This window comes from Saccharothrix sp. AJ9571 (genome assembly GCF_021725495.1).
GTDB classification, from domain to species: Bacteria; Actinomycetota; Actinomycetes; order Mycobacteriales; family Pseudonocardiaceae; genus Amycolatopsis; species Amycolatopsis magusensis.
On record NZ_CP091382.1, the window covers coordinates 1,738,028 to 1,763,481 of the forward strand.

39 protein-coding genes are annotated in these 25,454 nt (G+C 67.2%); 1 reads left to right on the forward strand and 38 read right to left on the reverse strand.

Annotated elements, in window-relative coordinates; genetic code table 11:
* The first annotated feature begins 120 nt into the window (after window positions 1–120).
* The gene (locus L3Q67_RS07160; RefSeq protein WP_499188789.1) at window positions 121–1,119 is read left to right on the forward strand and encodes a putative endonuclease domain-containing protein; all 999 of its coding nucleotides are present in this window, start codon (window positions 121–123) and stop codon (window positions 1,117–1,119) included.
* Here the strand turns inward: L3Q67_RS07160 and truA are convergent.
* The 38 genes from truA to rpsG all read right to left on the reverse strand — a co-directional run bounded on the left by truA (window position 1,025) and on the right by rpsG (window position 25,453).
* Window positions 1,025–1,921 (reverse strand): tRNA pseudouridine(38-40) synthase TruA, encoded by an 897-nt coding sequence (gene truA / locus L3Q67_RS07165; protein WP_499191455.1) that lies wholly within the window; start codon window positions 1,919–1,921, stop codon window positions 1,025–1,027. The two genes, L3Q67_RS07160 and truA, sit on opposite strands and share 95 nt — an antisense overlap.
* Window positions 1,922–1,932: 11 nt before the next feature.
* Window positions 1,933–2,517 (reverse strand): bL17 family ribosomal protein, encoded by a 585-nt coding sequence (gene rplQ, locus L3Q67_RS07170; protein ID WP_499188790.1) that lies wholly within the window; start codon window positions 2,515–2,517, stop codon window positions 1,933–1,935.
* 77 nt (window positions 2,518–2,594) lie between these two features.
* Entirely contained in the window at window positions 2,595–3,668 is a 1,074-nt protein-coding gene (locus L3Q67_RS07175; RefSeq protein WP_153035983.1) for a DNA-directed RNA polymerase subunit alpha, read from the reverse strand.
* A gap of 115 nt (window positions 3,669–3,783) precedes the next feature.
* Window positions 3,784–4,389 carry a 30S ribosomal protein S4 gene (gene rpsD / locus L3Q67_RS07180; protein WP_209664033.1) on the reverse strand — a complete coding sequence of 202 codons (606 nt, stop codon included), beginning with the start codon at window positions 4,387–4,389 and terminating at the stop codon, window positions 3,784–3,786.
* A gap of 23 nt (window positions 4,390–4,412) precedes the next feature.
* Entirely contained in the window at window positions 4,413–4,817 is a 405-nt protein-coding gene (gene rpsK, locus L3Q67_RS07185; RefSeq protein WP_091505007.1) for a 30S ribosomal protein S11, read from the reverse strand.
* A 20-nt stretch (window positions 4,818–4,837) separates the two neighbouring features.
* Entirely contained in the window at window positions 4,838–5,026 is a 189-nt protein-coding gene (locus L3Q67_RS07190; protein ID WP_209664032.1) for a hypothetical protein, read from the reverse strand.
* Complete coding sequence (gene rpsM / locus L3Q67_RS07195; RefSeq protein WP_499188791.1) at window positions 5,023–5,403, reverse strand: 30S ribosomal protein S13; 381 nt, start codon at window positions 5,401–5,403, stop codon at window positions 5,023–5,025. The genes L3Q67_RS07190 and rpsM overlap by 4 nt, the downstream gene beginning before the upstream one ends.
* Window positions 5,404–5,607: 204 nt before the next feature.
* A complete protein-coding gene (rpmJ, locus tag L3Q67_RS07200; RefSeq protein WP_004558882.1) occupies window positions 5,608–5,721 on the reverse strand; it encodes a 50S ribosomal protein L36 in 114 nt (37 codons plus the stop codon).
* Between the two features lie 37 nt (window positions 5,722–5,758).
* Window positions 5,759–5,980, reverse strand: a complete 222-nt coding sequence (gene infA, locus L3Q67_RS07205; protein WP_009948665.1) for a translation initiation factor IF-1 — start codon at window positions 5,978–5,980, stop codon at window positions 5,759–5,761.
* Between the two features lie 385 nt (window positions 5,981–6,365).
* Entirely contained in the window at window positions 6,366–7,139 is a 774-nt protein-coding gene (gene map, locus L3Q67_RS07210; RefSeq protein WP_499188792.1) for a type I methionyl aminopeptidase, read from the reverse strand.
* A gap of 44 nt (window positions 7,140–7,183) precedes the next feature.
* Window positions 7,184–7,738 carry a nucleoside monophosphate kinase gene (locus L3Q67_RS07215; protein ID WP_499188793.1) on the reverse strand — a complete coding sequence of 185 codons (555 nt, stop codon included), beginning with the start codon at window positions 7,736–7,738 and terminating at the stop codon, window positions 7,184–7,186.
* Entirely contained in the window at window positions 7,735–9,042 is a 1,308-nt protein-coding gene (gene secY / locus L3Q67_RS07220) for a preprotein translocase subunit SecY (protein WP_499191456.1), read from the reverse strand. The genes L3Q67_RS07215 and secY overlap by 4 nt, the downstream gene beginning before the upstream one ends.
* Before the next feature lie 356 nt (window positions 9,043–9,398).
* The gene (locus L3Q67_RS07225; protein ID WP_499188794.1) at window positions 9,399–10,019 is read right to left on the reverse strand and encodes a LysE family translocator; all 621 of its coding nucleotides are present in this window, start codon (window positions 10,017–10,019) and stop codon (window positions 9,399–9,401) included.
* Between the two features lie 97 nt (window positions 10,020–10,116).
* Entirely contained in the window at window positions 10,117–10,749 is a 633-nt protein-coding gene (locus tag L3Q67_RS07230) for a hypothetical protein (RefSeq protein WP_499188795.1), read from the reverse strand.
* A 667-nt stretch (window positions 10,750–11,416) separates the two neighbouring features.
* Window positions 11,417–11,863, reverse strand: a complete 447-nt coding sequence (gene rplO, locus L3Q67_RS07235) for a 50S ribosomal protein L15 (protein WP_209664026.1) — start codon at window positions 11,861–11,863, stop codon at window positions 11,417–11,419.
* Window positions 11,860–12,045 carry a 50S ribosomal protein L30 gene (rpmD, locus tag L3Q67_RS07240; protein WP_209664025.1) on the reverse strand — a complete coding sequence of 62 codons (186 nt, stop codon included), beginning with the start codon at window positions 12,043–12,045 and terminating at the stop codon, window positions 11,860–11,862. The genes rplO and rpmD overlap by 4 nt, the downstream gene beginning before the upstream one ends.
* Before the next feature lies 1 nt (window position 12,046).
* On the reverse strand, window positions 12,047–12,691 hold the full coding sequence (gene rpsE / locus L3Q67_RS07245) for a 30S ribosomal protein S5 (protein WP_153035992.1): 645 nt from the start codon (window positions 12,689–12,691) through the stop codon (window positions 12,047–12,049).
* Window positions 12,692–12,731: 40 nt separating this feature from the next.
* The gene (gene rplR / locus L3Q67_RS07250; protein ID WP_499188796.1) at window positions 12,732–13,133 is read right to left on the reverse strand and encodes a 50S ribosomal protein L18; all 402 of its coding nucleotides are present in this window, start codon (window positions 13,131–13,133) and stop codon (window positions 12,732–12,734) included.
* A 2-nt stretch (window positions 13,134–13,135) separates the two neighbouring features.
* Window positions 13,136–13,672 carry a 50S ribosomal protein L6 gene (rplF, locus tag L3Q67_RS07255; protein WP_499188797.1) on the reverse strand — a complete coding sequence of 179 codons (537 nt, stop codon included), beginning with the start codon at window positions 13,670–13,672 and terminating at the stop codon, window positions 13,136–13,138.
* Window positions 13,673–13,687: 15 nt separating this feature from the next.
* Window positions 13,688–14,086 carry a 30S ribosomal protein S8 gene (rpsH, locus tag L3Q67_RS07260; RefSeq protein ID WP_153035995.1) on the reverse strand — a complete coding sequence of 133 codons (399 nt, stop codon included), beginning with the start codon at window positions 14,084–14,086 and terminating at the stop codon, window positions 13,688–13,690.
* Window positions 14,087–14,172: 86 nt separating this feature from the next.
* On the reverse strand, window positions 14,173–14,358 hold the full coding sequence (locus L3Q67_RS07265; RefSeq protein ID WP_113695893.1) for a type Z 30S ribosomal protein S14: 186 nt from the start codon (window positions 14,356–14,358) through the stop codon (window positions 14,173–14,175).
* 4 nt (window positions 14,359–14,362) lie between these two features.
* Window positions 14,363–14,926, reverse strand: a complete 564-nt coding sequence (gene rplE, locus L3Q67_RS07270) for a 50S ribosomal protein L5 (RefSeq protein ID WP_209664022.1) — start codon at window positions 14,924–14,926, stop codon at window positions 14,363–14,365.
* Window positions 14,926–15,240, reverse strand: coding sequence for a 50S ribosomal protein L24 (gene rplX / locus L3Q67_RS07275; protein WP_209664021.1), 315 nt, complete (start codon window positions 15,238–15,240; stop codon window positions 14,926–14,928). Before rplX ends, rplE begins: the two co-directional genes overlap by 1 nt.
* Window positions 15,241–15,609 carry a 50S ribosomal protein L14 gene (rplN, locus tag L3Q67_RS07280; protein ID WP_004558867.1) on the reverse strand — a complete coding sequence of 123 codons (369 nt, stop codon included), beginning with the start codon at window positions 15,607–15,609 and terminating at the stop codon, window positions 15,241–15,243.
* Window positions 15,610–15,698: 89 nt separating this feature from the next.
* On the reverse strand, window positions 15,699–15,986 hold the full coding sequence (gene rpsQ, locus L3Q67_RS07285) for a 30S ribosomal protein S17 (RefSeq protein ID WP_113695890.1): 288 nt from the start codon (window positions 15,984–15,986) through the stop codon (window positions 15,699–15,701).
* On the reverse strand, window positions 15,983–16,237 hold the full coding sequence (rpmC, locus tag L3Q67_RS07290; protein WP_499188798.1) for a large ribosomal subunit protein uL29: 255 nt from the start codon (window positions 16,235–16,237) through the stop codon (window positions 15,983–15,985). Before rpmC ends, rpsQ begins: the two co-directional genes overlap by 4 nt.
* Window positions 16,237–16,656 (reverse strand): 50S ribosomal protein L16, encoded by a 420-nt coding sequence (rplP, locus tag L3Q67_RS07295; RefSeq protein ID WP_113695888.1) that lies wholly within the window; start codon window positions 16,654–16,656, stop codon window positions 16,237–16,239. Before rplP ends, rpmC begins: the two co-directional genes overlap by 1 nt.
* Window position 16,657: 1 nt before the next feature.
* Window positions 16,658–17,518, reverse strand: coding sequence for a 30S ribosomal protein S3 (rpsC, locus tag L3Q67_RS07300; protein WP_113695887.1), 861 nt, complete (start codon window positions 17,516–17,518; stop codon window positions 16,658–16,660).
* The gene (rplV, locus tag L3Q67_RS07305) at window positions 17,518–17,928 is read right to left on the reverse strand and encodes a 50S ribosomal protein L22 (protein ID WP_209664019.1); all 411 of its coding nucleotides are present in this window, start codon (window positions 17,926–17,928) and stop codon (window positions 17,518–17,520) included. The genes rpsC and rplV overlap by 1 nt, the downstream gene beginning before the upstream one ends.
* Before the next feature lie 33 nt (window positions 17,929–17,961).
* Window positions 17,962–18,243 (reverse strand): 30S ribosomal protein S19, encoded by a 282-nt coding sequence (gene rpsS, locus L3Q67_RS07310; RefSeq protein ID WP_153035997.1) that lies wholly within the window; start codon window positions 18,241–18,243, stop codon window positions 17,962–17,964.
* 18 nt (window positions 18,244–18,261) lie between these two features.
* Window positions 18,262–19,095 carry a large ribosomal subunit protein uL2 gene (gene rplB / locus L3Q67_RS07315; RefSeq protein WP_499188799.1) on the reverse strand — a complete coding sequence of 278 codons (834 nt, stop codon included), beginning with the start codon at window positions 19,093–19,095 and terminating at the stop codon, window positions 18,262–18,264.
* Between the two features lie 14 nt (window positions 19,096–19,109).
* Complete coding sequence (rplW, locus tag L3Q67_RS07320) at window positions 19,110–19,421, reverse strand: 50S ribosomal protein L23 (protein ID WP_153035999.1); 312 nt, start codon at window positions 19,419–19,421, stop codon at window positions 19,110–19,112.
* Window positions 19,418–20,107 carry a 50S ribosomal protein L4 gene (rplD, locus tag L3Q67_RS07325; protein ID WP_499188800.1) on the reverse strand — a complete coding sequence of 230 codons (690 nt, stop codon included), beginning with the start codon at window positions 20,105–20,107 and terminating at the stop codon, window positions 19,418–19,420. The genes rplW and rplD overlap by 4 nt, the downstream gene beginning before the upstream one ends.
* Window positions 20,104–20,760, reverse strand: coding sequence for a 50S ribosomal protein L3 (gene rplC / locus L3Q67_RS07330; protein WP_209664016.1), 657 nt, complete (start codon window positions 20,758–20,760; stop codon window positions 20,104–20,106). Before rplC ends, rplD begins: the two co-directional genes overlap by 4 nt.
* A 68-nt stretch (window positions 20,761–20,828) precedes the next feature.
* Window positions 20,829–21,134, reverse strand: a complete 306-nt coding sequence (gene rpsJ, locus L3Q67_RS07335; protein WP_003883485.1) for a 30S ribosomal protein S10 — start codon at window positions 21,132–21,134, stop codon at window positions 20,829–20,831.
* 367 nt (window positions 21,135–21,501) lie between these two features.
* Window positions 21,502–22,695, reverse strand: coding sequence for an elongation factor Tu (gene tuf, locus L3Q67_RS07340; protein ID WP_209664015.1), 1,194 nt, complete (start codon window positions 22,693–22,695; stop codon window positions 21,502–21,504).
* Window positions 22,696–22,819: 124 nt separating this feature from the next.
* On the reverse strand, window positions 22,820–24,919 hold the full coding sequence (gene fusA / locus L3Q67_RS07345) for an elongation factor G (protein WP_499188801.1): 2,100 nt from the start codon (window positions 24,917–24,919) through the stop codon (window positions 22,820–22,822).
* A 63-nt stretch (window positions 24,920–24,982) separates the two neighbouring features.
* Complete coding sequence (gene rpsG / locus L3Q67_RS07350; RefSeq protein ID WP_005166770.1) at window positions 24,983–25,453, reverse strand: 30S ribosomal protein S7; 471 nt, start codon at window positions 25,451–25,453, stop codon at window positions 24,983–24,985.
* Between the last annotated feature and the right edge of the window lies 1 nt (window position 25,454).

A 25,454-nucleotide genomic window follows, 5' to 3' on the forward strand; every position in this document is an offset into this window, starting at 1 on the left:
CGATTGGCGGCCTAGCAGATGAGCGCCGGGGCTGTGGAGTTCTTGGCGAGTTGTGGATAGCTCGGTCGCGTTTGTTGTCGCGGGCGTGGTTCTGTCGGGGTCCCTTTCCAAGATCCGGGCATGACCACGACACCCGCATCCCTCTGCAACCTGAAAGACGTCTTCCGAGGTTCGGCCGCAGTCGCCGCCGGCCTCATTACCAGGGCGCACCTGCAAGGACCCCGGTTCAGACGGCTGTTCCAGGACGTCTACGTGCCCTCGAACCTCAAAGTCACCCACAAGCTCAGATGCCGTGGCGCGGCCCTTCGAGTTCCTCCAGACGCGGTGCTCACCGGCCGGTCTGCGGCGAGTGTCATGGGAGTACCCCTCGCCAACCCGTACGATCCCGTCGAATTCGTCGTGCCCGAGGACTCCCGCTTCGGGCCAGTCGCGGGAATGCGCATTCGGCGGACGGATATCCAGGCGCACGAATCAGAGCCGTGGGGCAATGCCCGAATAGCCCTACCATTGCGAATCGCTCTCGACCTGATCTTCTGTCACGCGCCTCGCATCAGAGGGGCCGTACGCCGCCTGCGCACGGCCGTCCCTGACCTCGACATGTTCCTGCGCAAGATCGAGGTCAGGATCGAGACACTCAAGGCCGAGTGCCACAGCCGGAGAAACTGGGGCGTGCGCCTCGGCCGTCTGGCACTCGAGCTCATCGACACCAAGGCAGAGTCGCATCCCGAGTCCGAACTGCGAGTCGTCCTTCTGTGCGGTGGTCTTCACCCGACAACACAACTCAACGTGCACGAGAATGGCGAATTCCTGGGCCGCCTGGACCTCGCCCTCGAAAAGGAGAAGGTGGCCATCGAATACGACGGCAGCCTGCACGACACCGCGGCGCAGCGACGACACGACAAGAAGCGGCGACGAAGGCTGACCAAAGCGGGCTGGCGATTCGTCATCATACGGGCGAAGGAACTTGCCACCGACTATCGAGTCATCCTGACTCGAGTCCGGCTCGCGCGGTACCGGGCAGGAGCTACGAGACAGAATCCGATGTCCGGACATTGCGGGTCTGCTCAGCTCGCTTGGCCAGTTCGGCGTCGGGCGGGTAGTCGACGGCGACCAGGGTGAGGCCGTGGGCAGGCGCAACAGCACTGTCCCGCACACCGGTACCCAACTGCTGACGAGGCCAGGCGACATCCCTGCGTCCGTCCCCCACCGTGAGGAGCGCACCGACGAGGCTGCGGACCATCGAATGGCAGAACGCGTCCGCTGAGACCTCGACTTCAACCGAATACTCCGCCGTACGGCGCCACACCAACCGCTGCAGTTCGCGGATCGTGGTGCCGCCCTCACGTTGCTTGCAGAAGGCGGCGAAGTCGTGGAGGCCAAGCAACTCGGCAGAAGCCTCGTTGAGCCGATCCACGGACAGGGGACGGCCCCAAGCGAGTGTGTGGTGCCGATGCAGCGGATCGACGCCCCACGGGGCATCTGAGACCCGGTAAAGGTAGTGCCTGCGCACCGCGGAGAACCGCGCGTCGAAACCAGGTGGAGCAACCGCCGCAGCAAGCACCCGCACATCTGCGGGCAAATGCCGGTTCCAGCGGTGGCGCATGCGCTCGAGGTCAGGAATCCCCTGCTCATCCACCGGAATCCGGGTGCTCGAGCTTTTGCCCGCAAAAGGCTGGGCGTCGAGGTGGAGGACTTGGGCGGCGGCGTGGACGCCGGCGTCTGTGCGGCCGGCGACTACGACGGAACGAGGGACGGAGACGCCTGGGGGCTGCTTGGCGAGGGTGTCTTCCAGGACGCCCTGGACTGTGCGCCGGCCTGGTTGTTTGGCCCACCCGGAGAAGTTTGTGCCGTCATAAGACACTTCCAGGCGCAGACGGACGAGCCCGCTCTCCCCAGTGGGGAGGGCGGGCTCGTCCGGGATGCCTGCTGCCGTCAGGACTCGTCCTTCTTGGCGGAGCTTTCGCCCGCAGAAGTGTCAGCGCCTTCGGCGGGGGCGGAGGTGGCGTCCTTGGTGGCCGACTCGGGCGCTTCCGCGTCCTGGTCGGTCTCCGTGGCCTCGGCGTCGGCCTTGGTCTCCTCGGCCGGGGCTTCCGTGGTCTTCGGGGCCTCGTCCTTGGCGAACTTGGTCTTGCGCGCGGCCTGGGCCTCCGCGGTCACGGTCTTCTCCGCGACCAGTTCGATGACCGCCATCGGGGCGTTGTCGCCCTTGCGCGGCATCGTCTTGGTGATGCGGAGGTAACCGCCGGCGCGGTCCTCGAAACCGGGACCGATCTCGGCGATCAGCTTGTGCACGACCGACTTGTCGCGGATGATCTTCTGGATCTGCCGCCGGTTGTGCAGGTCACCGACCTTGGCCTTGGTGATCAGCCGCTCGGCCAGCGGGCGCACCTTGCGCGCCTTGGCCTCGGTCGTGGTGATCCGGCCGTGCTCGAACAGCGAGGTGGCCAGGTTGGCCAGCAGGTGCCGCTGGTGTGCGGCCGACCCGCCGAGACGGGCTCCCTTGGTGGGGGTGGGCATCGGTTCTCCTAGTTCAGCTTCTCAGCCACGGAACCAGGTCGCTCCGATGCGTCACCACATCGGAGCGACCACCGGTCCTACAGCTGCTCCGTCTCTGCGTAGTCCTGGCCATCGTCGTGGCCGTTGTCCGAAATACCGTCGGTGATCCCGCCAACGCCCTCGGACCAGCCCTCGCCGTCGTAGCTGGTCGCGGCCGCGGTCGGGTCGAATCCGGGCGGGCTGTCCTTGAGCGCGAGGCCCAGGCCGACGAGCTTCAGCTTGACCTCGTCGATGGACTTCGCACCGAAGTTGCGGATGTCGAGCAGGTCGGCTTCTGACCGCGAAACCAGTTCGCCGACCGTGTGGATGCCCTCGCGCTTGAGGCAGTTGTACGACCGCACCGTCAGGTCGAGGTCTTCGATCGGCATCGCGTAGGCGGCGATGGTGTCCGCCTCCTGCGGCGACGGCCCGATCTCGATGCCCTCGGCGTCGACGTTGAGCTCGCGCGCCAGGCCGAACAGCTCGACCAGTGTTTTGCCCGCAGAAGCCACGGCGTCGCGCGGCGTGATGGACGGCTTGGTTTCGACGTCCAGGATGAGCTTGTCGAAGTCGGTGCGCTGCTCGACACGGGTGGCCTCGACCTTGTAGGTCACCTTGAGCACCGGCGAGTAGATCGAGTCGACCGGGATCCGGCCGATCTCGGCACCGGCCTGCTTGTTCTGCAGCGCGGGCACGTAGCCGCGGCCACGCTCGACGACCAGCTCGATCTCCAGCTTGCCCTTGCCGTTCAGCGAGGCGATGTGCAGATCCGGGTTGTGCACGGTGACCCCGGCCGGCGGCACGATGTCCGCGGCCGTGACCTCACCAGGGCCCTGCTTGCGCAGGTACATGGTGACCGGCTCGTCCTCCTCGGAGCTCACCACGAGCTCCTTCAGGTTCAGGATGATGTCGGTGACGTCTTCCTTCACCCCGGGAACGGTGGTGAACTCGTGCAGCACCCCGTCGATGCGAATGCTGGTGACCGCCGCGCCCGGGATGGACGACAGCAGCGTGCGCCGCAGCGAGTTGCCGAGCGTGTAGCCGAAACCGGGCTCGAGCGGCTCGATGGTGAACCGGGACCTGGTCTCGTTGACCGTCTCTTCGCCGAGAGCTGGCCGCTGGGAAATCAGCACTTTCTTCTCCTTGTCCTACCGACGCCCGCCATATGACGCCGAAAGGGGTGGCGTGGCGGCGGCGCACTCCGGGCGCCGCCGCCCGATCACCGCCGGGCCTGTGGCCCGGCCGGGATCACTTCGAGTAGAGCTCGACGATCAGCTGTTCCTGGACCGGAACGTCGATCTGCGCGCGCTCGGGCAGCTGGTGCACCAGCACCCGCAGGTTCGACTGGACGACCTGCAGCCACGCCGGGATCGGGCGGTCGCCGAAGGATTCCTTCGCCGCCACGAACGGCAGGGTGCCCATCGACTTCGGCTTGACGTCGATGATGTCGAACTTCGAAACCTGGAAGCTCGGCACGTTGACCTTCTTGCCGTTGACCAGGAAGTGGCCGTGGCTCACCAGCTGGCGGGCCTGACGGCGCGTCCGGGCGATGCCGGCGCGGTAGATCACGTTGTCGAGCCGGGACTCCAGGATCTGGAGCAGGTTCTCACCGGTCTTGCCGGTGCGGCGCACAGCGTCCTTGTAGTAACGGACGAACTGGCGCTCGAGCACTCCGTAGGTGTAGCGAGCCTTCTGCTTCTCCTGAAGCTGAAGCAGGTACTCGCTCTCCTTGATGCGACCGCGGCCGTGCTGGCCGGGCGGGTACGGGCGGCGCTCGAAAGCCTGGTCGCCGCCGATGAGGTCAACCTTGAGGCGACGGGAAATACGCGTCGCCGGGCCGGTGTAACGAGCCATTTCTGCTTACTCCTCCCCGTTCCTCAGACCCGGCGCCGCTTGGGCGGGCGGCAGCCGTTGTGGGGCTGCGGGGTCACGTCCTGGATGGTGCCGACCTCGAGACCCGCGGCCTGCAGCGAGCGGATCGCGGTCTCGCGGCCCGAACCCGGGCCCTTCACGAACACGTCGACCTTCTTCATGCCGTGCTCGGCGGCCTTGCGGGCCGCGTTCTCAGCGGCCATCTGCGCGGCGAACGGGGTCGACTTGCGGGAACCCTTGAAGCCGACGTGCCCAGAGGACGCCCACGAGATCACCGCACCGGTCGGGTCGGTGATCGACACGATGGTGTTGTTGAAGGTGCTCTTGATGTGGGCGTGGCCGTGGGCCACGTTCTTCTTTTCCTTGCGCCGGACCTTCTTGGCCCCGGCGGTACGAGACTTCGGTGGCATGTCTGGGTGCTTCTCCTCGGTTAGCGCGAGTTGGCTTGGTGAGCGGCGGCCGCTTCACGCTGCCCGCGCCGGATCACGGAACCGGCGTCGGTGTACAGCTGGCGGAGCGCCATCGGGCGGGCGTACAGAGCGGACGGTGAAACGCACGAACCCGTGCCGCGGCGCTGGGCGCCACCGATGTGCACGACCTTCTTGCCCCGGATGCTCACTTCTTGCCAGCCTTCTTCTTGCCGGCGACCGTCTTCTTCGGACCCTTGCGGGTGCGGGCGTTGGTCTTGGTCCGCTGCCCACGGACGGGAAGCCCGCGGCGCCACCGCAGACCCTCGTAGCACCCGATCTCGATCTTCCGACGGATGTCGGCGTTCACCTCGCGGCGGAGGTCACCCTCGACCTTGTAGTTCTCGTCCAGGTAGTCCCGCAGCTTCAGCAGGTCGTCGTCGCTGAGGTCCTTCACGCGGGTGTCCGCGTTCAGCTCGGCGGCGGCGATCATCTGCTGGGAGCGGGTACGGCCGATGCCGTAGATGTAGGTCAGCGCGATCTCCAACCGCTTTTCGCGGGGGAGGTCTACGCCAGCGAGTCGTGCCATTGGCGCTGGTGCTCCTTGTCTGGTTTCGTCTCTTCAGGTCTGCTCCCCGCCCGGTCCCGGGACCGACTCGCTGTCGATCCGGGGGCTTGCGCCTCCGGTGTCCCGGCCCCGGCCTGAAGTCCGGGGGTGAACCGGGCCGCTGGGCGGCCCGGCAGGTGCGGGGAGAGTTGGTTGCCGTCAATCCACTCTTCGACGAGCGGGTGATCAGCCCTGCCGCTGCTTGTGCCGCAGGTTCTCGCAGATCACCATGATCCGGCCGTGGCGGCGGATCACCTTGCACTTGTCGCAGATCTTCTTGACGCTCGGCTGGACCTTCACGTCTCCTGCTTTCTAGCTCGAACTCGTTGCGCCGTGATCACTTGTAGCGGTAGACGATGCGACCACGGGACAAGTCGTAGGGCGAGAGCTCCACGACAACCCTGTCCTCGGGCAGGATGCGGATGTAGTGCTGCCGCATCTTGCCGCTGATGTGTGCAAGGACCTTGTGGCCGTTCTCCAACTCGACGCGGAACATCGCGTTGGGAAGCGGCTCGATTACGCGGCCTTCGACCTCGATGGCCCCGTCCTTCTTGCCCATGTCCTCCGCGTTTCGTGATTGGTTGAGCGGTGAGTGCTTGCGATGGTGCCCGACGCACGCTCCGCCCCGACTCCGATGCCGCAAGTGATTACACGCGCGCTGGAACCGACGAGATGAGTACGCCGACTTGACAGTGTACGCAAGCCGTGTCGCGACACCCAACCGGGGGTTGACTGTGTTACGTCACATCGCGGTCGGGCTCTTCCGGGAGGCCGAAGCCACCGGGCTACCTCCAGGGTAGACGGCGGCGGGGGTTGCCGCCACCACGCGAGAAACACCTGGTCAGGCGACCAAGAACAGCCCGATCGAGGCGCCCGCCGGGGTCGACATGCTTTTGCCCGCAAAAGCATGCGGGCCTGCTTTTGCCCGCAGAAGCTGGTGGGGGTCAGGCGGGGGCGGTGAGGACCCAGGGGCCGTCGTCGGTGATGGCGACGGTGTGCTCCCAGTGCGCGGCCCGCGAGCCGTCGGCGGTGACCACGGTCCAGCCGTCGTCCAGTTCGAGGGTCTCGCCCCCGCCGCCGGTCAGCATCGGCTCGACGGCGAGCGCCATGCCCGGCCGCAGCCGCGGGCCCTTCCCCGGCTTCCCGACGTTCGGCAGGAACGGCTCCATGTGCATCTCGGTGCCGATGCCGTGGCCGCCGTACTCGAGGATCATCCCGTACTCGGTGCCGTCGGCCTCGCCGGCGCGTTCCGCGGCGGACTGCACGGCGTACGAGATGTCGGTCAGCCGGGCACCCGGCTGCACCGCCTCGACGCCCGCCCACATCGCCGTCCGCGTGGCATCCGACAACGCGAGGTCCTTCGCCGAAACAGCCGCCCCGACGGCGATGGTCACCGCCGAGTCGCCGTGCCAGCCGTCCAGGATCGCGCCGCAGTCGACCGAGATCAGGTCGCCGTCGGCCAGCACCTGCGAAGTCGCCGGGATGCCGTGCACGATCTGCTCGTTCACCGAGGCGCAGATCGACCCCGGGAACCCGTGGTAGCCCTTGAACGAAGGCACCGCGCCGGCGTCCCGGATGGTCTGCTCGGCGAGTTCGTCGAGCTCCTTCGTCGAGACCCCGGGCCGTGCGGCCTCGGTGACCAGCTCGAGCGTGCGCGCCACGACCAACCCGGCGGCGCGCATCGCTTCCAGCTCGCCCCGGGACTTCAGCTCGATCATGCGACCTCGGCGGAGAAACTTCGGTACACGCAGTCCGCCCACAGTCACCGTCGGTCGGGCAGCGCGGCCAGCACCCTGGCCGAGACCTCGTCGACCTCGCCGACGCCGTCCACGGCCACCAGGATGTCGCCGTAGTACTCCAGCAGCGGCGCGGTCTCCGACCGGTACACCTGCTGGCGCCGGCGGACGACCTCTTCGGTGTCGTCGGAACGACCCCGCGAAAGCAGCCTGGCGACCACGACGTCCTCGGGCACCTCGAGCTGGATCACCGCGTCCAGGCTGGTGTCGGCGTCGGCCAGCATCTGGCCGAGCACGTCCGCCTGCTTGGTGTTGCGCGGAAAGCCGTCGAGCAGGAAGCCCGCCTTGGCGTCTGGCTCGGCCAGCCGTTCGCGGACCATCTCGTTGGTGACGGTGTCGGGCACCAGTTCACCCGAGTCCATGTAGCGCTGGGCTTCGCGACCCAGTGGGGTCTGCTCGCCGACGTGCGCGCGGAACAGGTCGCCGGTGGAGATGTGCGGCACCCTGAGTTTTTCGGACAACGCTGTCGCCTGCGTGCCCTTGCCCGCTCCGGGAGGCCCGACAAGAACCAGCCTCGTCATCGGAGGAACCCTTCGTAGTTGCGCTGCATGAGCTGGCTTTCGATCTGCTTCACGGTGTCGAGGCCGACACCGACCATGATCAGCACGGCGGTACCACCGAACGGGAAGTTCTGGTTGTTGCCGTCACCGGTGATGGACAGGAAGAAGTTCGGCAGGATCGCTACCAAGCCGAGGTAGATGGAGCCGGGCAGGGTGATCCGGCCGAGCACGTAGCTCAGGTATTCGGCGGTCGGCCGCCCCGGGCGGATGCCCGGGATGAACCCGCCGAACTTCTTCATCTCCTCCGCACGCTCGTCCACGTTGAACGTGATCGTGATGTAGAAGTACGTGAAGAAGATGATCAGCGCGAAGTACAGCAGGATGTGCACCCAGCTGGACTGGTTCACCACGTAGTTCTGCAGGAAGACCTGCCAGCCCGAGTTGCTGTTCGGGTCGCCGATCAGGCGGCTGATCAGGTCCGGCAGGTAGAGCAGCGAGGAACCGAAGATGACCGGGATGACACCGGCCTGGTTCACCTTGATCGGCAGGTAGGTCGAGGTACCGCCGTACATCCGGCGGCCGACCATGCGCTTGGCGTACTGCACCGGGATCCGGCGCTGGCCCTGCTCGACGAAGATGACCGAGGCGATGATCGCCAGGCCGAGGATGCAGACGAAGGTGAAGACCACGGCGTTGTTGCGCTCGAGGATGTTCGCACCCTCGGTCGGCAGCTGGGCCGCGATGTTCAGGAAGATCAGCACGGACATGCCGTTGCCGACGCCGCGCTCGGTGATCAGCTCACCCAGCCACATAATCACCGCGGTGCCCGCGGTCATGGTGATCACGATCAGCGTGAGCGAGTAGACGCTGTTGTCCGGGATGACCGGCTGGTCGCAGTCCTGGAACAGCTGCCCGCGGTCGGCCAGCGCGATCACGCCGGTCGCCTGCAGGATCGCCAGCGCGATGGTCAGGTAGCGGGTGTACTGGGTCAGCTTGCCCTGACCGGACTGACCTTCCTTCTTCAGCTCCTCGAACCGCGGGATGACCACGGTGAGGAGCTGGACGATGATGCTCGCCGTGATGTACGGCATGATGCCCGTCGAGAAGATCGACAACTGCAGGAGAGCCCCACCGCTGAAGAGGTTCAGCAGCGAGTAAATGCCCTCTTGATCGGTCTGCGCCTGACATGCCTGGACGTTGGGGTAGGAAACCCCAGGAGCTGGGGTGATCGCGCCGAGCCGGTATACGGCCACGATCATCAGCGTGAACAGGATCTTCTTGCGCAGGTCCGGCGTCGCGAGAGCCGAGCGGAAGGCGCTGAGCACGCGGGGGACCTCCTCGACGTCGTCGGCCATCGGACCGACGAACGGCTTGGCCGGCACGGTGGCCGGCGGGAACACAACTCACTGGCAGGCAAGCCAGGAACGCATCAGGGCACACTGGCCCCAAAGCGTGTCGCCGACTCTAACAGCACCCGGATCGGCCGTGGCACCGCGTGCGGCTTATTCGTTCGAGAGCGAATCGGGGGGTTGCTCGGAAGAGGTACTGGTCACCCGTTCGTGGAGCGTGATCTTCACCGGTGAGGGCGCTCACAGCGGCCGGGAACCGCTGGGGTGGGGGACATTCTGTCCGCTGTGAGCGGACAGGAAAGACTGGCGGAACCACCCGGGTGGCCTAGTACTCAGGTTCTGGAGCCGGCGAGCAGCCCCGCCATACCGAGCAGGACTACGCCGGTGCCCCGGTCGATGTTGCGGCGGGCCCGCAGGCTCATGCGGGCGGCGTTCACCAGAGTGCCCACGACGATGTAGACGGTGCCGGCGAGGAACTCGGCGAGCAGGTAGACCGCACCGAGGAGCGCGACCTGGGCGGGCACCGGCCCGTGGGCCGGATCGATGAACTGCGGCACGAACGCGGTGAAGATGAGCACCGCCTTCGGGTTGGTGATCGCGACCAGGAACTCCTTGCGCGCGATCGCCGCCGTCGTACCCGCAGGAGCCGGGTCGTCTTTTGCGGGCAAAAGACGACGGGCCTCGATCAGGATACGAACGCCCAGGTAGACGAGGTAGGCGACGCCAACCCACTTGACGATGGTGAGCGCGGGTTCCCAAGCGGCGAGGAGCTGGCCGAGCCCGGCGGCGACGGCTGCGATGAGCAGCACGAACGCGGCGAGCCTGCCGAGCAGGCCGACGATCGCCTTGCCGAGGCCGTGGCCCATGCCGTGATGCATGCCGAGCAGGTTGTTCGCGCCGGGGGTCAGCGCGATGAGCGTCGAAGCTCCGAAGAAGACGGCCAGCCAGCCCATTTCCACCACCTCCAGATAGCGCGACCCTACCGGGGGTCCCCTCCCGTCCGCGCCCCGATTTCCGGCGGCATGCTTTTGCGGGCAAATGCATGCCGGGTCAGGTTTGCGCTGGTGGGGAGGGGTCTTCGGGGATGGGAAAGCCGTAGCGCGGGGTCGAGGTGTCCTGGGAGGTGGCTCGTGGGCGAGGCGTTCGCGGTGGGTGCAGGTTGAGCAGGATTGCGGCGATGACGGCGAAGCCCGCGGCCGCGGCGATCAGCCAGTAGCCGAGGCCGGGGCCAGCGGGGGCGCCGGTCGCGGAGAACAGGTCCGCCCAGCCGATGGCCTGCATACCGATCGAACCGACGATCGCGAGCAGGAAAGCGGCAGCCCCGACAGAGGCGGAGCGCGCCGGCGTAGTCGATCCGGTTTTGAACGAGCGTCCGGTGAGGACGGCGGCCCCGCCGAGGAGCAGCGCGGCGACGATCAACATGACGCCGTTGCGAGCGAATGGGGTGAGGACGTTGCCCTCTTCGAGGCTGGGCAGACCTGCGGCGTCGGATTCGGCCGACCAACCGGTGACGGTGATACCGACGCCCTCGGCGCCCTCGATGCCGGGTACGACGCTGACGAAGAGCGGAAGGAAGGAGCCGGTGACCGTGAGCAGGAGCGCGACCAGGGCGAGGAGGACGCTCAGGCCGCGGCGCTGGTCTCGGACAGTGGCCGGTTCAGGTGGGGGCGGCTGATCCGTCATGGCGCGATCCTGGCACCGGGATGCTTCTGCGGGCAAAAGCAGGCCGGCAGGCTTTCGCGGGGAGAAGCAGGGCCGCAGGCTTCTGCGGGCTAAAGCAGGGTGGGCACGTTTTGCAGGCAGGTGCGGGGTGCGCGGGCTTCTGCGGGGTAAAGCAGGTTCGGCGGACGTGCGCAGAGTGGCACGGCGGGCGCGGGCAGGGGGAAGGCCTCGCGGCGGCCGTCGCGGGGTTCTGCGGGCAGAATCAGGTCGCGGCGAAGGCGGCATGGGCGAAGGCGCGCAGGATTCTGCGGGCAGAAGCAGGCGGCTCGAGTTTCGTGGGGAAGCAGGCCGCTCGATTCTGCAGGCACAAGCGGGTGCCTCGGTTCTGCTGGGAAGGGCGGCGGCCCGAGTTGTGCGGGCAGAAGCACGCGCCAGGCTTCCCCGGTGAAGCAGGCACCCGGCTTAGGCGGAGAGAGAAACAGGCACCCGGCTTCCGCAGGCAGAAGTACGCACCAGGCTTCCGCGGGGAAGCAGGCGTCCGGATTCTGCGCGGGCAGAAGCACGCGCTCGGCTTCTGCGGGGAGAAGCAGGTGTTCGGGGTGGGGCTGCGGGGAGAGGCGGGGTGGGGGACGTGAAAAGGCCCGCCGGGTCCTGGGGACCTGGCGGGCCTTTTGCGGGAAGAAGCGCCTCAGTTCGTGGTGGCGGAGCCACCGGCGGCTTCGAGCTTCTCCTTGGCGGAGCCGGAGAAGGCGTCGGCGGTGACGTCGAGCTTGACGCCGTTGAGGTCACCGTTGCCGAGAACCTTGACCAGCTTGCCCTTGCGGACCAGGCCGCGGGCCGCGAGCTCTTCCGGGCCGACCTTGCCACCGTCGGCGAAGACGCGGGCGATGTCGCCCACGTTCACCGGCTGGTACTCGGTGCGGAACCGGTTCTTGAAGCCGCGCAGCTTCGGCAGGCGCATGTGGATGGGCATCTGCCCACCCTCGAAGCGCACGGGCACGTTCTTCCGCGCCTTCGTACCCTTCGTACCGCGACCGGCCGTCTTGCCCTTCGAGCCTTCACCGCGGCCGACCCGGATCTTGTCGCGCTTGGCGCCGGGCGCCGGGCGCAGGTGGTGGATCTTGATGGCCGTCATGACTTGACCTCCTCGACCTCCACCAGGTGGCGGACGGCGTGGATCAAACCGCGCACCTGGGGGGTGTCCTCACGCACCACCGACTGCCGGATCTTGCGCAGCCCGAGGGTGCGCAGCGATTCGCGGTGGTTGTGCTTCGTGCCGATCTTGCTCTTGACCTGGGTCACCTTGAGCTGAGCCATCTCAGACCCCCTGACCGGCGCGCTGGCGCAGCATCCGGGCCGGAGCGACGTCCTCGAGCGGCAGGCCACGGCGGGCCGCCACCTCCTCGGGACGCTGCAGGCCCTTCAGAGCCGCGACGGTGGCGTGCACGATGTTGATCGCGTTGTCACTGCCGAGCGACTTGGAGAGCACGTCGTGCACCCCGGCGCACTCCAGCACCGCACGCACCGAACCACCGGCGATCACACCGGTACCGGCGCTCGCCGGGCGCAGCAGCACCACACCGGCGGCGTCCTCACCCTGGATGGGGTGCGGGATGGTGCCGGCGATGCGAGGCACGCGGAAGAAGTTCTTCTTCGCCTCCTCGACACCCTTGGCGATGGCCGCGGGAACTTCCTTGGCCTTGCCGTAGCCGACGCCGACCTGACCGTCGCCGTCACCGACGACCACCAGGGCGGTGAAGCTGAAGCGCCGACCACCCTTGACGACCTTGGCGACGCGGTTGATCGCGACCACGCGCTCGAGGTGCGGGGTCTTCTCCTGGGCCGCCCCGCCACGGCCGCCGTCGCGGCGATCCCGGCGCTCGCGGCGGTCATTGCGGTCGTTGCCGCCCTGCCCGCCGGGACCGCCCTGGCCGCCGCCGAATTGCCGTGTACGTCCCGGCATCAGGCTTTCCTTCCATTCACCAGCATGTACTGCATAGTCATCAGAACTCCAGGCCCGCCTCGCGGGCGGCCTCCGCGAGCGCGGCGATACGGCCGTGGTAGGCGTTGCCACCCCGGTCGAACACCACGCTGGTCACGCCGGCGTTCTTGGCGCGGGCGGCCAGCAGCTCGCCCACCTTGGCGGCCTTGGCCTTCTTGTCGCCGTCGGCCGCGCGCACGTCCGCCTCCATGGTCGACGCCGCGGCCAGGGTGTGCCCGGCGAGGTCGTCGATCAGCTGGACGGACAGGTGCCGCGAGGACTTCTTCACGGCCAGCCGCGGCCGCTCCGGAGTCCCGTTGATCTTCTTGCGGAGCCGGAAGTGCCGACGGGTCTTCGCCACGCGACGGCGGGTCGAGACGTCCTTGCCGACCGGCTTGCGCTTCGTCGTAGTCGTGTCGCTCATGATCACTTACCCGTCTTTCCGACCTTGCGGCGGATGCGCTCACCCTCGTACCGCAGGCCCTTGCCCTTGTACGGGTCCGGACGGCGCAGCTTGCGGATGACCGCTGCGGTCTGGCCGACCTTCTGCTTGTCGATGCCGGACACCGAGAACCGGGTGGGGGTCTCCACCTTGAAGGTGATGCCCTCCGGAGCCGGGATGTGCACCGGGTGGGAGTAGCCGAGCGCGAACTCGAGGTCCGAGCCCTTGGCCTGCACGCGGTAACCGACGCCGTGGATCTCGAGCTTCTTCTCGTAGCCCTCGGTGACACCGACCACCAGGTTGTTCACCAGGGTGCGGGTCAGGCCGTGCAGGGCCCGGCTGGTGCGCTCGTCATCCGGTCGCTTGACCTCGATGACCCCGTCGTTGAGCTCGGCGAAGATCGGCTCGGCGATGCTGTGCTCGAGCGTGCCCTTCGGGCCCTTGACCGAGATGTGCTGCCCGTCGATCTTCACCTCGACCCCGGCGGGGACGGTGACCGGCAGTTTTCCGATACGTGACATTGCTGATCCCCTCCCTTACCAGACGTAGGCGAGGACTTCGCCGCCCACGCCGTTGCGCTTGGCCTGCCGGTCGGTCTGGAGACCGGAGGACGTCGAGATGATGGCGACCCCGAGGCCACCCAGCACGCTGGGCAGTTCGGTGGACTTGGCGTACACGCGCAGACCGGGCTTCGACACGCGCCGGAGGCCGGCGATGCTGCGCTCACGGTTCGGGCCGTACTTGAGCTGCACCACGAGGTTCTTGTGCTTCTCGCCCGGCTCGTCGCGGAAGGCGGAGATGTAGCCCTCGCGCTTGAGGATCTCGGCGATGTTCGCCTTGAGCTTCGAGTGGGGCAGCACGACCTCGTCGTGGTACGCGGAGTTCGCGTTGCGCAGACGGGTCAAGAAGTCTGCGATCGGGTCGGTCATCGTCATGGTGACCTGTCAACCTTTCTCGCCCTGGTTCCCCGCCACCATCGTGGCGGGGCCTGTGGCGAACTTGGGAGTCTTGAAGGAAGCCTTTACCAGCTGGACTTGCTCACGCCGGGCAGCTCGCCGGCATGTGCCATCTCGCGAAGGCAGATACGGCACAGCCCGAACTTGCGGAAGACCGAGTGCGGGCGACCGCACCGCTGGCAGCGGGTGTAGCCGCGCACCTTGAACTTCGGCTTCTTCGCGGCCTTGTGGACCAGTGCTTTCTTGGCCATCGGCTCAGTTCTCCTTGAACGGGAAGCCGAGCTTGCGAAGCAGCGCGCGGCCCTCGTCGTCGGTGGTGGCGGTGGTGACAACGGTGACGTCCATGCCGCGGGGGCGGTCGATGGAGTCGGGGTCGATCTCGTGGAACATCGACTGCTCGTTGAGACCGAAGGTGTAGTTGCCGTTGCCGTCGAACTGCTTCGGCGACAGTCCGCGGAAGTCGCGGATACGCGGCAGCGCGATGTTCAGCAGCCGGTCCAGGAACTCCCACATGCGGTCGTTGCGCAGGGTGACCCGCGCGCCGATCGGCTGGCCCTCGCGCAGCTTGAACTGCGCGATCGACTTCCGGGCCTTGCGCACCTCGGGCTTCTGCCCGGTGATGGTGGCCAGGTCGCGGATGGCGCCTTCGATCAGCTTGCTGTCACGGGCGGCGTCGCCGACGCCCATGTTCACCACGACCTTGACCACACCGGGGATCTGGTGCACGTTCGCGAACTCGAACTCCTTCTGGAGCTCGCCCGCGATGCTCTCGCGGTAGCGCGTCTTGAGACGCGGCACGATCTTCTCAGCGGTGGTCATCAGATGTCCTTGCCGTTGCTGCGCGAGATCCGGACCTTCTTGCCGTCCTCGCCGATGCGGTAGCCCACCCGGGTCGGCTTGCCGTCGGAGTCGACGACCATCACGTTCGACACGTGGATGGGGGCTTCCTGGGTCACGATGCCGCCGGACTGCGCGCCGCGCTGGGTCTGGCTGATCCGCGTGTGCTTCTTGATCCGGTTCACACCCTCGACCAGCACGCGCGACCGCTCCGGGTAGGCCTGGATGACCTTGCCCTTGGCGCCCTTGTCCTTGCCGGCGATGACGACGACCGTGTCGCCCTTCTTCACCTTCACTTACAACACCTCCGGCGCGAGCGAGATGATCTTCATGAACTTCCGATCGCGCAGCTCACGGCCGACCGGGCCGAAGATGCGGGTGCCACGCGGCTCATTGTCGTTCTTGATGAGCACCGCGGCGTTCTCGTCGAACCGGATGTAGGAGCCGTCCGGACGACGCCGCTCCTTCACCGTGCGGACGATGACGGCCTTGACCACGTCGCCCTTCTTCACCCCGGCAGCCGGGATGGCGTCCTTAACGGTGGCGACGATGATGTCGCCGATACCCGCGTAGCGCCGCCCCGAACCGCCGAGCACGCGGATGCAGAGGATCTCCTTGGCACCCGTGTTGTCGGCGACTCGCAGTCGCGACTCCTGCTGGATCACGTCAACTCCTGTATGTCTCGCCGGTTCTCACCCCGTGGACCGGGGTGAGCCTGGCGGAACGGATAGGGAACTTTGAGAAGTCCCCCGGCTTACTTGGCCTTCTCGCGGATCTCGACGAGCCGCCAGCGCTTGGTGGCCGACAGCGGTCGGGTCTCCATGAGCAGAACGCGGTCGCCGATACCGGCGGTGTTCTCCTCGTCGTGCGCCTTCACCTTGGTGGTGGACCGCATGACCTTGCCGTAGAGGGCGTGCTTCTTGCGGTCCTCCAGCTCGACGACGATGGTCTTGTCCATCTTGTCGGAGACGACCAGGCCCTCACGGACCTTGCGGTAGTTGCGGCCGGACGCCTTGTCCTGGGCCGCGATCGGCTCGCTCATGCGGCACCTTCTTCGCTCTCGGCGTCATCTGGGGAGACGGACAGCCCGAGCTCGCGCTCGCGCATCACCGTGTAGATGCGGGCGATGTCCGAGCGGACGGCCCGCAGCCTGCGGTTGTTGTCCAGCTGCCCGGTGGCCATCTGGAAGCGGAGGTTGAACAGCTCCTCCTTGGCCTCCTTGAGGCGCAGCACGAGCTCCTCCGCAGTGAGTTCACGCAGCTCCGATGCCGCGGCGGCTTCTGCCTTGGCCATCAGAACTCACCACCTTCACGGGTCACGATTCGGCACTTCATGGGCAGCTTGTGGATCGCGCGGCGGAGCGCCTCGCGAGCCGTGGCCTCGTTGGGGAAGCTCAGTTCGAACATCACCCGGCCCGGCTTGACGTTGGCGATCCACCACTCCGGGGAACCCTTACCGGAACCCATGCGGGTTTCGGCGGGCTTCTTGGTCAGCGGGCGGTCCGGGTAGATGGTGGTCCACACCTTGCCGCCACGCTTGATGTGGCGGGTCATGGCGATACGGGCCGCTTCGATCTGCCGGTTCGTCACGTAGCTGTGCTCGAGTGCCTGGATGCCCAGGTCACCGAAGCTGACCTTGGTACCGCCCTTGGCGGCACCGGCGCGCTTCGGCGAGTGCTGCTTCCGGTGCTTGACCTTGCGCGGGATGAGCACGTCAGCCCTCCGTCTTCTCTGCGGCGGCCGGGGTGGTGCCCTCGGCAGCCGGGGTCGCCGACTCGGCGGCGGTGTCGTTCTTGGTCGCCGCGGCGGCCCGGCCCGCTTCCGTGGAGGTGGCCGTGGTGCCCGACGCGCCGGAGCGGCGCGGGCGGGACGGACGGTCGCCACGGTCGCGACGCGGCGCGCGCTCGGCGGCCGCGGCAGCGTCACGCGCTTCCTTGGCCTTGAGCCCGCCGACCACGTCACCCTTGTAGATCCACACCTTCACGCCGATGCGGCCGAAGGTGGTGCGGGCCTCGAAGAAGCCGTAGTCGATGTCGGCGCGCAGCGTGTGCAGCGGCACGCGGCCGTCGCGGTAGTGCTCCGAGCGGGACATCTCGGCACCGCCGAGGCGGCCACCGCACTGCACCCGGATGCCCTTGACCTGCGGCGAGCGCATGGAGCTCTGGATCGCCTTCCGCATCGCGCGGCGGAACGCCACGCGGTTGGACAGCTGCTCCGCCACACCCTGCGCGACCAGCTGGGCGTCGGCCTCGGGGTTCTTGACCTCGAGGATGTTGAGCTGGACCTGCTTCTTGGTCAGCTTCTCGAGCGCACCGCGGATCCGGTCGGCCTCGGCGCCGCGGCGGCCGATGACGATGCCCGGACGGGCGGTGTGGATGTCGACGCGAACCCGGTCACGGGTGCGCTCGATCTCCACCTTCGAGATGCCGGCCCGCTCCATGCCCGTGGACAGGAGCTTGCGGATCTTGACGTCTTCCGCCACGTACTCGGCGTACTGCTTGTCGGCGTACCAGCGGGACTTCCAGTCCGTGGTGATGCCCAGCCGGAAGCCGTGCGGGTTGATCTTCTGGCCCACTACCGGCCACCTGCCTTCTTGCTCTTCGCCTTTTTGTCGGCCTTCGGCCGCGACTCCACCTCGACGGTGATGTGGCTCGTGCGCTTGCGGATCCGGTACGCGCGGCCCTGGGCCCGCGGACGGATGCGCTTGAGGGTCGGACCCTCGTCGGCGTACGCGTTCTTGACCCAGAGGGTGTCCGGGTCGAGGTCGAGGTTGTTCTCGGCGTTGGCCATGGCGCTGGCGAGCACCTTCGCCACCGGCTCACTGGCCGCCTGCGGTGCGAACCGCAGCACGGCGAGGGCGTCGGCGGCGCTGCGGCCCTTGATGAGCTCGATCACCCGGCGCACCTTGGTCGGCGAGTCCCGGACGAAGCGAGCCCGCGCGAAGGCCGTGGGCAGAGCCTCGACCGTCGCATCCTTGGCGTTCATCGCTTGCTACCTCTTTGCTGTCTGTCGCACCGCTCAGCGGCGGCGGGACTTGCGGTCGTCCTTGATGTGACCCTTGAAGGTCCGCGTCGGGGCGAACTCGCCCAGCTTGTGACCCACCATCGCCTCGGTGACGAACACCGGGACGTGCTTGCGGCCGTCGTGCACCGCGATCGTGTGCCCCAGGAAATCGGGGATGATCGTGGAGCGGCGGGACCAGGTCTTGATCACCGTCTTCTTGTTCGCCTCGTTCAGCGCGTCCACCTTCTTGAGCAGGTGGTCATCCACGAACGGGCCTTTCTTCAGGCTGCGCGGCATAGTCTTCTACCTCCCTGCTCAGCGCTTCTTGCCGGTACGCCGGCGGCGGACGATCAGCTTGTCACTCGGCTTGTTGCGGCGGGTGCGGCCCTCCGGCTTGCCGTTCGGGTTGACCGGGTGGCGGCCACCGGAGGTCTTGCCCTCACCACCACCGTGCGGGTGGTCGACCGGGTTCATCACGACACCACGGACGGTGGGACGCTTGCCCCGCCAGCGGTTGCGACCGGCCTTGCCCCAGTTGATGTTGGCGTGATCGGAGTTCCCGACCTCGCCGACCGTGGCGCGGTTGCGCACGTCCACGTTGCGGATCTCGCCCGAAGGCATCCGCAGCTGGGCGTACGGCCCGTCCTTGGCCACCAGCTGGACCTTGGCGCCCGCGGACCGGGCGATCTTCGCGCCGCCACCGGGGCGGAGCTCGATCGCGTGGATCACGGTACCGACCGGGATGTTGCGCAGCGGCAGGTTGTTACCGGGCTTGATGTCGGCGCGGGGGCCGTTCTCCACGGTGTCGCCCTGGCGCAGCTTCTCCGGCGCGATGATGTAGCGCTTCTCGCCGTCCGCGTAGTGCAGCAGCGCGATCCGAGCGGACCGGTTGGGGTCGTACTCGATGTGCGCGACCTTGGCCGGGATGCCGTCCTTGTCGTGCCTGCGGAAGTCGATCAGCCGGTACGCCCGCTTGTGGCCACCACCCTTGTGCCGGGTGGTGATCTTGCCGGAGGAGTTGCGGCCGCCGCGGCCGTGCAGCGGACGCAGCAGCGACTTCTCCGGCGTGGACCGGGTGATCTCGGCGAAGTCGGAGACGCTGGAACCACGGCGACCGGGAGTGGTCGGCTTGTACTTGCGAATACCCATGTCTGCTCAGTCCCTTACGCGGCGGGTCCGCCGAAGATCTCGATCGGCTTGCTCTCAGCGGACAGGGTCACGACGGCGCGCTTGATGTCCTTGCGCTTGCCGAAGCCGTACCGGGTGCGCTTGCGCTTGCCCTGGCGGTTCAGCGTGTTCACGCTGACGACCTTGACACCGAAGATCTGCTCGATGGCGATCTTGATCTGGGTCTTGTTGGCGTCCGGGCGAACCACGAACGTGTACTTGTGGTCCTCGAGCAGCCCGTAGGACTTCTCGGAGATCACCGGCGCGAGCACGATGTCGCGGGGGTCAGGAATGGCGACGGAACTCACTGCTCGTCACTCCCTTCGGCAACTTCGCTCGACCGCGCGGTGGCCTTGGCGCCCTTGCCCTTGGCGGGCCCGGCGACGAAGACGTCGAACGCGGACTTGGTGAACACCACGTCGTCGTTGACCAGCACGTCGTAGGTGTTGAGCTGGTCCGGCGTGATCAGGTGCACGTCGGTCAGGTTGCGCACCGAGTTCCACGACAGCTCGTCGTCGCGGTGCAGCACCACGAGCACCCGCTTGGCCTCGGTCAGCGCGCGCAGCGCGGTCTTCGCGGCCTTGGTCGACGGCTTCTCGCCGCTGACCAGCTCGGTGACCACGTGCAGCTGGCCGGCGCGGGCCCGGTCGGAGAGGGCGCCACGCAGGGCGGCGGCCTTCATCTTCTTCGGGGTCCGCTGGGTGTAGTCACGCGGCGTGGGGCCGTGGACGACGCCACCACCGGTGAACTGCGGGGCGCGGATCGAACCCTGGCGGGCGCGACCGGTGCCCTTCTGGCGGTACGGCTTCTTGCCACCGCCCGCGACCTCGCCGCGGGTCTTGGTGTCGTGCGTGCCCTGTCGCGCGGCGGCCAGCTGGGCCGTCACGACCTGGTGCATCAGCGGCACGTTGGCCTGCACGTCGAAGATCTCCGCGGGGAGCTCGATCGTGCCGTCGGCTTTACCGGCCGGGGTCTTCAGCTCGACGCTGGTCATTCGGTGTTACCACCCTTCGCGGCGGTCCTGACGAAGACCAGACCGCCCTTGTTCCCGGGGACCGCGCCCTTGATCAGCAGCAGGCCCTCGTCGGCGCGCACGTCGTGCACGGTCAGGCCCTGCGTGGTCACCCGCGCGGAACCCATCCGGCCCGCCATGCGGAGCCCCTTGAAAACACGGCCCGGGGTAGCGCAGCCACCGATCGAGCCGGGCTTGCGGTGCACGGCCTGCGCACCGTGGCTGGCGCCCTGGCCCTTGAAGCCGTGGCGCTTCATGACACCGGCGTAGCCCTTGCCCTTGGTCGTACCGGTCACGTCGATGACCGTGCCGGCGGGGAACACCTCGGCGGTGATCTCCTGGCCGACCTCGTAACCATCGGCGTCGGTGGTGCGCAGCTCGGCGAGGTGCCGGCGCGGGGTCACCCCCGCCTTGTCGAAGTGCCCGGTCTTCGGCTTGTTGACCCGGCGCGGGTCCACGGCACCGAAGGCCAGCTGCACGGCGCTGTAGCCGTCTTTGTCCTGGGTACGGACCTGGGTCACCACGTTCGGCCCGGCCTGCACGACGGTCACCGGAATCATCCGGTTGTGCTCGTCGAAGACCTGGGTCATGCCGAGCTTGGTGCCCAGGATGCCCTTCACTTGCCTATCAGACATGAGTCCGTCTCTTCTGTATCGCCGCTCGACTGTGTCCGGTGGTTCGGACCCTGCAAGCAGGTCCGCGCTTACTGGATGTTGACGTCGACACTGGCCGGCAGGTCGATGCGCATGAGCGCGTCCACCGTCTTCGGCGTCGGGTCGAGGATGTCGATCAGCCGCTTGTGCGTGCGCATCTCGAAGTGCTCGCGCGAGTCCTTGTACTTGTGCGGCGAGCGGATGACGCAATAAACGTTCTTCTCGGTGGGCAGCGGCACCGGGCCCACGACTGAGGCGCCGGTGCGCGTGACCGTCTCGACGATCTTGCGCGCGCTGGCGTCGATCGCCTCGTGGTCGTAGGCCTTGAGCCGAATGCGGATCTTCTGTCCCGCCATGGTGGCTGCGTTCCTTGTCGTCTCGTGCCGCTATCTGTTCAACCCGGGCTTCCGCCCCGGTTTCCGCAGTTCAACGGCCCTGTCTCCGGTCCACGCGGTCGGGCGTGTCGCGCCCGCTGCACAGACGGATCCCCGGGGATCGTCGTCCTGCCTGGTCTTCCTCAACGTGAGGGGGCCGCCGAATCGGCGTCCCTTGCCCGCAACCCTCACCCGAAGGAAGAGCTCGGCGGACCTCGGCTCTCGTGACAGGGCGGCCGCAACCCGGATCGGGTTCGGCCGCCCCATCACGAAGCAACCTGAATAGTGTCGCACAGGTGATTTCACGGCCTGAACCCGGGGTCGAGAGCCCCCCGGGTTCAGGTGGAGATCACTTGTTGATCTTGGTGACCTGGCCGGCGCCGACGGTGCGGCCACCCTCGCGGATGGTGAACCGCAGGCCCTCGTCCATGACGATCGGCTGGATCAGGTTCGCCTTGATGTCGGTGTTGTCGCCCGGCATGACCATCTCGGTGCCCTCGGGGAGGGTCACCACGCCGGTCACGTCGGTGGTGCGGAAGTAGAACTGCGGGCGGTAGTTGTTGAAGAACGGCGTGTGCCGGCCACCCTCGTCCTTGGAGAGGATGTACACCGAGGCCTCGAACTCGGTGTGGGGCACGGTGGCGCCGGGCTTCGCGACGACCTGGCCGCGCTCGACGTCCTCACGCTTGATGCCGCGGAGCAGGAGGCCGACGTTGTCGCCCGCCTGGCCCGAGTCGAGCAGCTTGCGGAACATCTCGACACCGGTGACGGTGGTCTTGGTGGCCTTCTCGCGGATGCCCACGATCTCGACCTCGTCGTTCACGTTGACCTGGCCGCGCTCCACGCGACCGGTCACCACGGTGCCACGACCGGTGATGGTGAAGACGTCCTCGATCGGCATGAGGAACGGCTTGTCCAGCTCGCGCTGCGGGTCCGGGACGTTGTTGTCCACGGCGTCCATCAGCTCGAGGACGGTCTCGCTCCACTTCGGGTCGCCCTCGAGCGCCTTCAGGCCGGAGACCTTGACCACCGGGAGGTCGTCGCCGGGGAACTCCTGGGAGGACAGCAGCTCGCGGACCTCCAGCTCGACCAGCTCGAGGATCTCCTCGTCGTCGACCATGTCGGCCTTGTTCAGGGCCACCACGATGTAGGGCACGCCGACCTGGCGGGCGAGCAGCACGTGCTCACGGGTCTGCGGCATCGGGCCGTCGGTCGCGGCGACCACCAGGATCGCGCCGTCCATCTGGGCGGCACCGGTGATCATGTTCTTGATGTAGTCCGCGTGACCGGGGGCGTCCACGTGGGCGTAGTGGCGCTTCTCGGTCTGGTACTCGACGTGCGAGATGTTGATCGTGATACCGCGCTGCTTCTCTTCCGGCGCGTTGTCGATCTGGTCGAACGCCGAGGCGGTGTTCAGCTCGGGGTACTTCTCGTGCAGAACCTTGGTGATGGCCGCGGTCAGAGTGGTCTTCCCGTGGTCGACGTGACCGATGGTTCCGATGTTGACGTGCGGCTTGGTGCGCTCGAACTTCGACTTCGCCACTGGAATGTCCTCCTGGACTTAATTTTTAACTTGCTCACCGGTCGGCGTGGCTGCCACCCGGTGAATCATTTGGTCGAGAGCGGGACCCCGTGCCGCGAGGCCCCGCTCCCGCGGGCTCTTGGGGTTACTCCCCCGTCGCCTTGGCGACGATCTCCTTCGCGACGTTCGCGGGAACCTCGGCGTAGGAGTCGAACTGCATGGAGTAGTTCGCCCGGCCCTGGGTACGCGACCGCAGGTCACCGACGTAGCCGAACATCTCCGACAGCGGAACCAGTGCCTTCACGACACGGGTGCCTGCGCGCTCCTCCATGGCCTGGATCTGGCCACGGCGGGAGTTCAGGTCGCCGATCACGTCACCCATGTAGTCCTCGGGCGTGGTGACCTCGACCGCCATGAGCGGCTCGAGGATGACCGGGCCCGCCTTCTTCGCGGCTTCCTTCATCGCCATGGAACCGGCGATCTTGAACGCCATCTCCGAAGAGTCGACCTCGTGGTACGCGCCGTCCAGCAGGGTCAGCTTCAACCCCACGAGCGGGTAACCGGCCAGCACGCCGTACTGCATGGCGTCCTGGGCGCCCGCGTCCACCGACGGGATGTACTCCCGGGGGATGCGGCCACCGGTGACCTTGTTGTCGAACTCGTACAGCGCACCGTCGGTCGTCGCGAGCGGCTCCAGCTTGACGATCACCTTGGCGAACTGACCGGAGCCACCGGTCTGCTTCTTGTGCACGTAGTCGAGCTTCTCGACGGTCTTCTTGATCGTCTCGCGGTAGGCGACCTGGGGCTTGCCGATGTTCGCCTCGACCTTGTAGTCGGACTTCATCCGGTTCACCAGCACCTCGAGGTGCAGCTCACCCATCCCGGCGATGATCGTCTGACCGGTCTCCTCGTCGAGGTTGACCTGGAAGGTCGGGTCCTCTTCGGCGAGACGCTGGATGGCCAGGGACAGCTTCTCCTGGTCGGCCTTGGTCTTCGGCTCGATGGCCACCCGGATGACCGGCTCCGGGAAGGTCATCGACTCGAGCACGACCGGGTTCTGCGAGTCGGCGAGGGTGTCACCGGTGGTGGTGTCCTTCAGGCCCTGCACCGCGTAGATGTGGCCGGCCTGGCCCTCTTCGACGGGGTTCTCCTTGTTGGAGTGCATCTGGAAGAGGCCGCCGATGCGTTCCTTGCGCTCCTTGGTCGCGTTCACGACCTGGGTGCCCTTGGCGACCTTGCCCGAGTAGACCCGGATGTAGGTCAGCTTGCCGAAGAACGGGTGCGCGGCGATCTTGAACGCGAGCGCCGAGAACGGCTCGTCGGTGGCAGGCTTCCGCACGGCCGTGGTCTCGCCGTCGGGGAGCACGCCCTCGACCGGCGGGACGTCCAGCGGCGACGGCAGGTAGTCGATGACCGCGTCGAGCATGGGCTGCACGCCCTTGTTCTTGAAGGCGGAACCGGTGAGCACCGGGTACGCCTCACGCGCGATCGTCAGCTTCCGGATACCGGCCTTGATCTCGGCCTCGGACAGCTCCTCGCCACCGAAGAACTTCTCCATCAGCGCGTCGTCGGTCTCGGCGATCGCCTCGACCAGCTTCTCGCGGTACTCGGTGGCCTTGTCGGCGAGCGCGGCGGGGATGTCCTCGACCGCGTAGTCCTCACCCTTCTGGACCTCGCCACGCCAGGTCAGCGCCTTCATGCGGACCAGGTCGATGACGCCCTCGAACTCGTTCTCCGCACCGATCGGCAGCTGGATGACCAGCGGCCGGGCGCCGAGGCGGTCCTCGATGGTCTTCACGGTGAAGTAGAAGTCCGCACCGAGCTTGTCCATCTTGTTGACGAAGCAGATGCGCGGGACCTCGTACTTGTCGGCCTGCCGCCAGACCTGCTCGGACTGCGGCTCGACGCCCTCTTTGCCGTCGAAGACGGCGACCGCACCGTCGAGCACCCGCAGCGAACGCTCCACCTCGACGGTGAAGTCGACGTGGCCGGGGGTGTCGATGATGTTGATCTGGTGGTCGGCCCAGAAGGTGGTGGTGGCAGCCGAGGTGATGGTGATACCCCGCTTCTGCTCCTCCTCCATCCAGTCCATCGTGGCGGCGCCGTCGTGGACTTCGCCGATCTTGTAGTTGATCCCGGTGTAGAACAGGATCCGCTCGGTCGTGGTGGTCTTACCGGCGTCGATGTGGGCCATGATGCCGATGTTGCGGACCTTGTTCAGGTCGGTCAGCACGTCACGTGCCACTGCAGTGTTCCCCTGTCTCAAGCTTGGGGCCCGGGCTGGCTTTTCTCGACAGCCGGGCGGACGTCACCAGCGGTAGTGGGCGAACGCCTTGTTGGACTCGGCCATCTTGTGCGTGTCCTCGCGGCGCTTGACGCTGGCACCGAGGCCGTTGCTCGCGTCGAGGAGCTCGTTCTGCAGGCGCTCGATCATGGTCTTCTCGCGACGGGCCGCCGAGAAGGACACCAGCCAGCGGAGCGCAAGGGTGGTCGAGCGACCGGGCTTGACCTCGATCGGCACCTGGTAGGTGGCGCCACCGACCCGGCGGCTCTTCACCTCGATGGTGGGCTTCACGTTGTCGAGCGCGCGCTTCAGCGTGACGACCGGGTCGGTGCCGGTCTTCTCGCGAGCGCCTTCGAGCGCGCCGTAGACGATGCGCTCGGCCAGGGACCGCTTCCCGTCCTTGAGCACCTTGTTCACCAGCTGGGTGACCAGCGGCGAGGCGTAGACGGGGTCGGAGATCAATGGCCGCTTCGGGGCCGGACCCTTGCGGGGCATA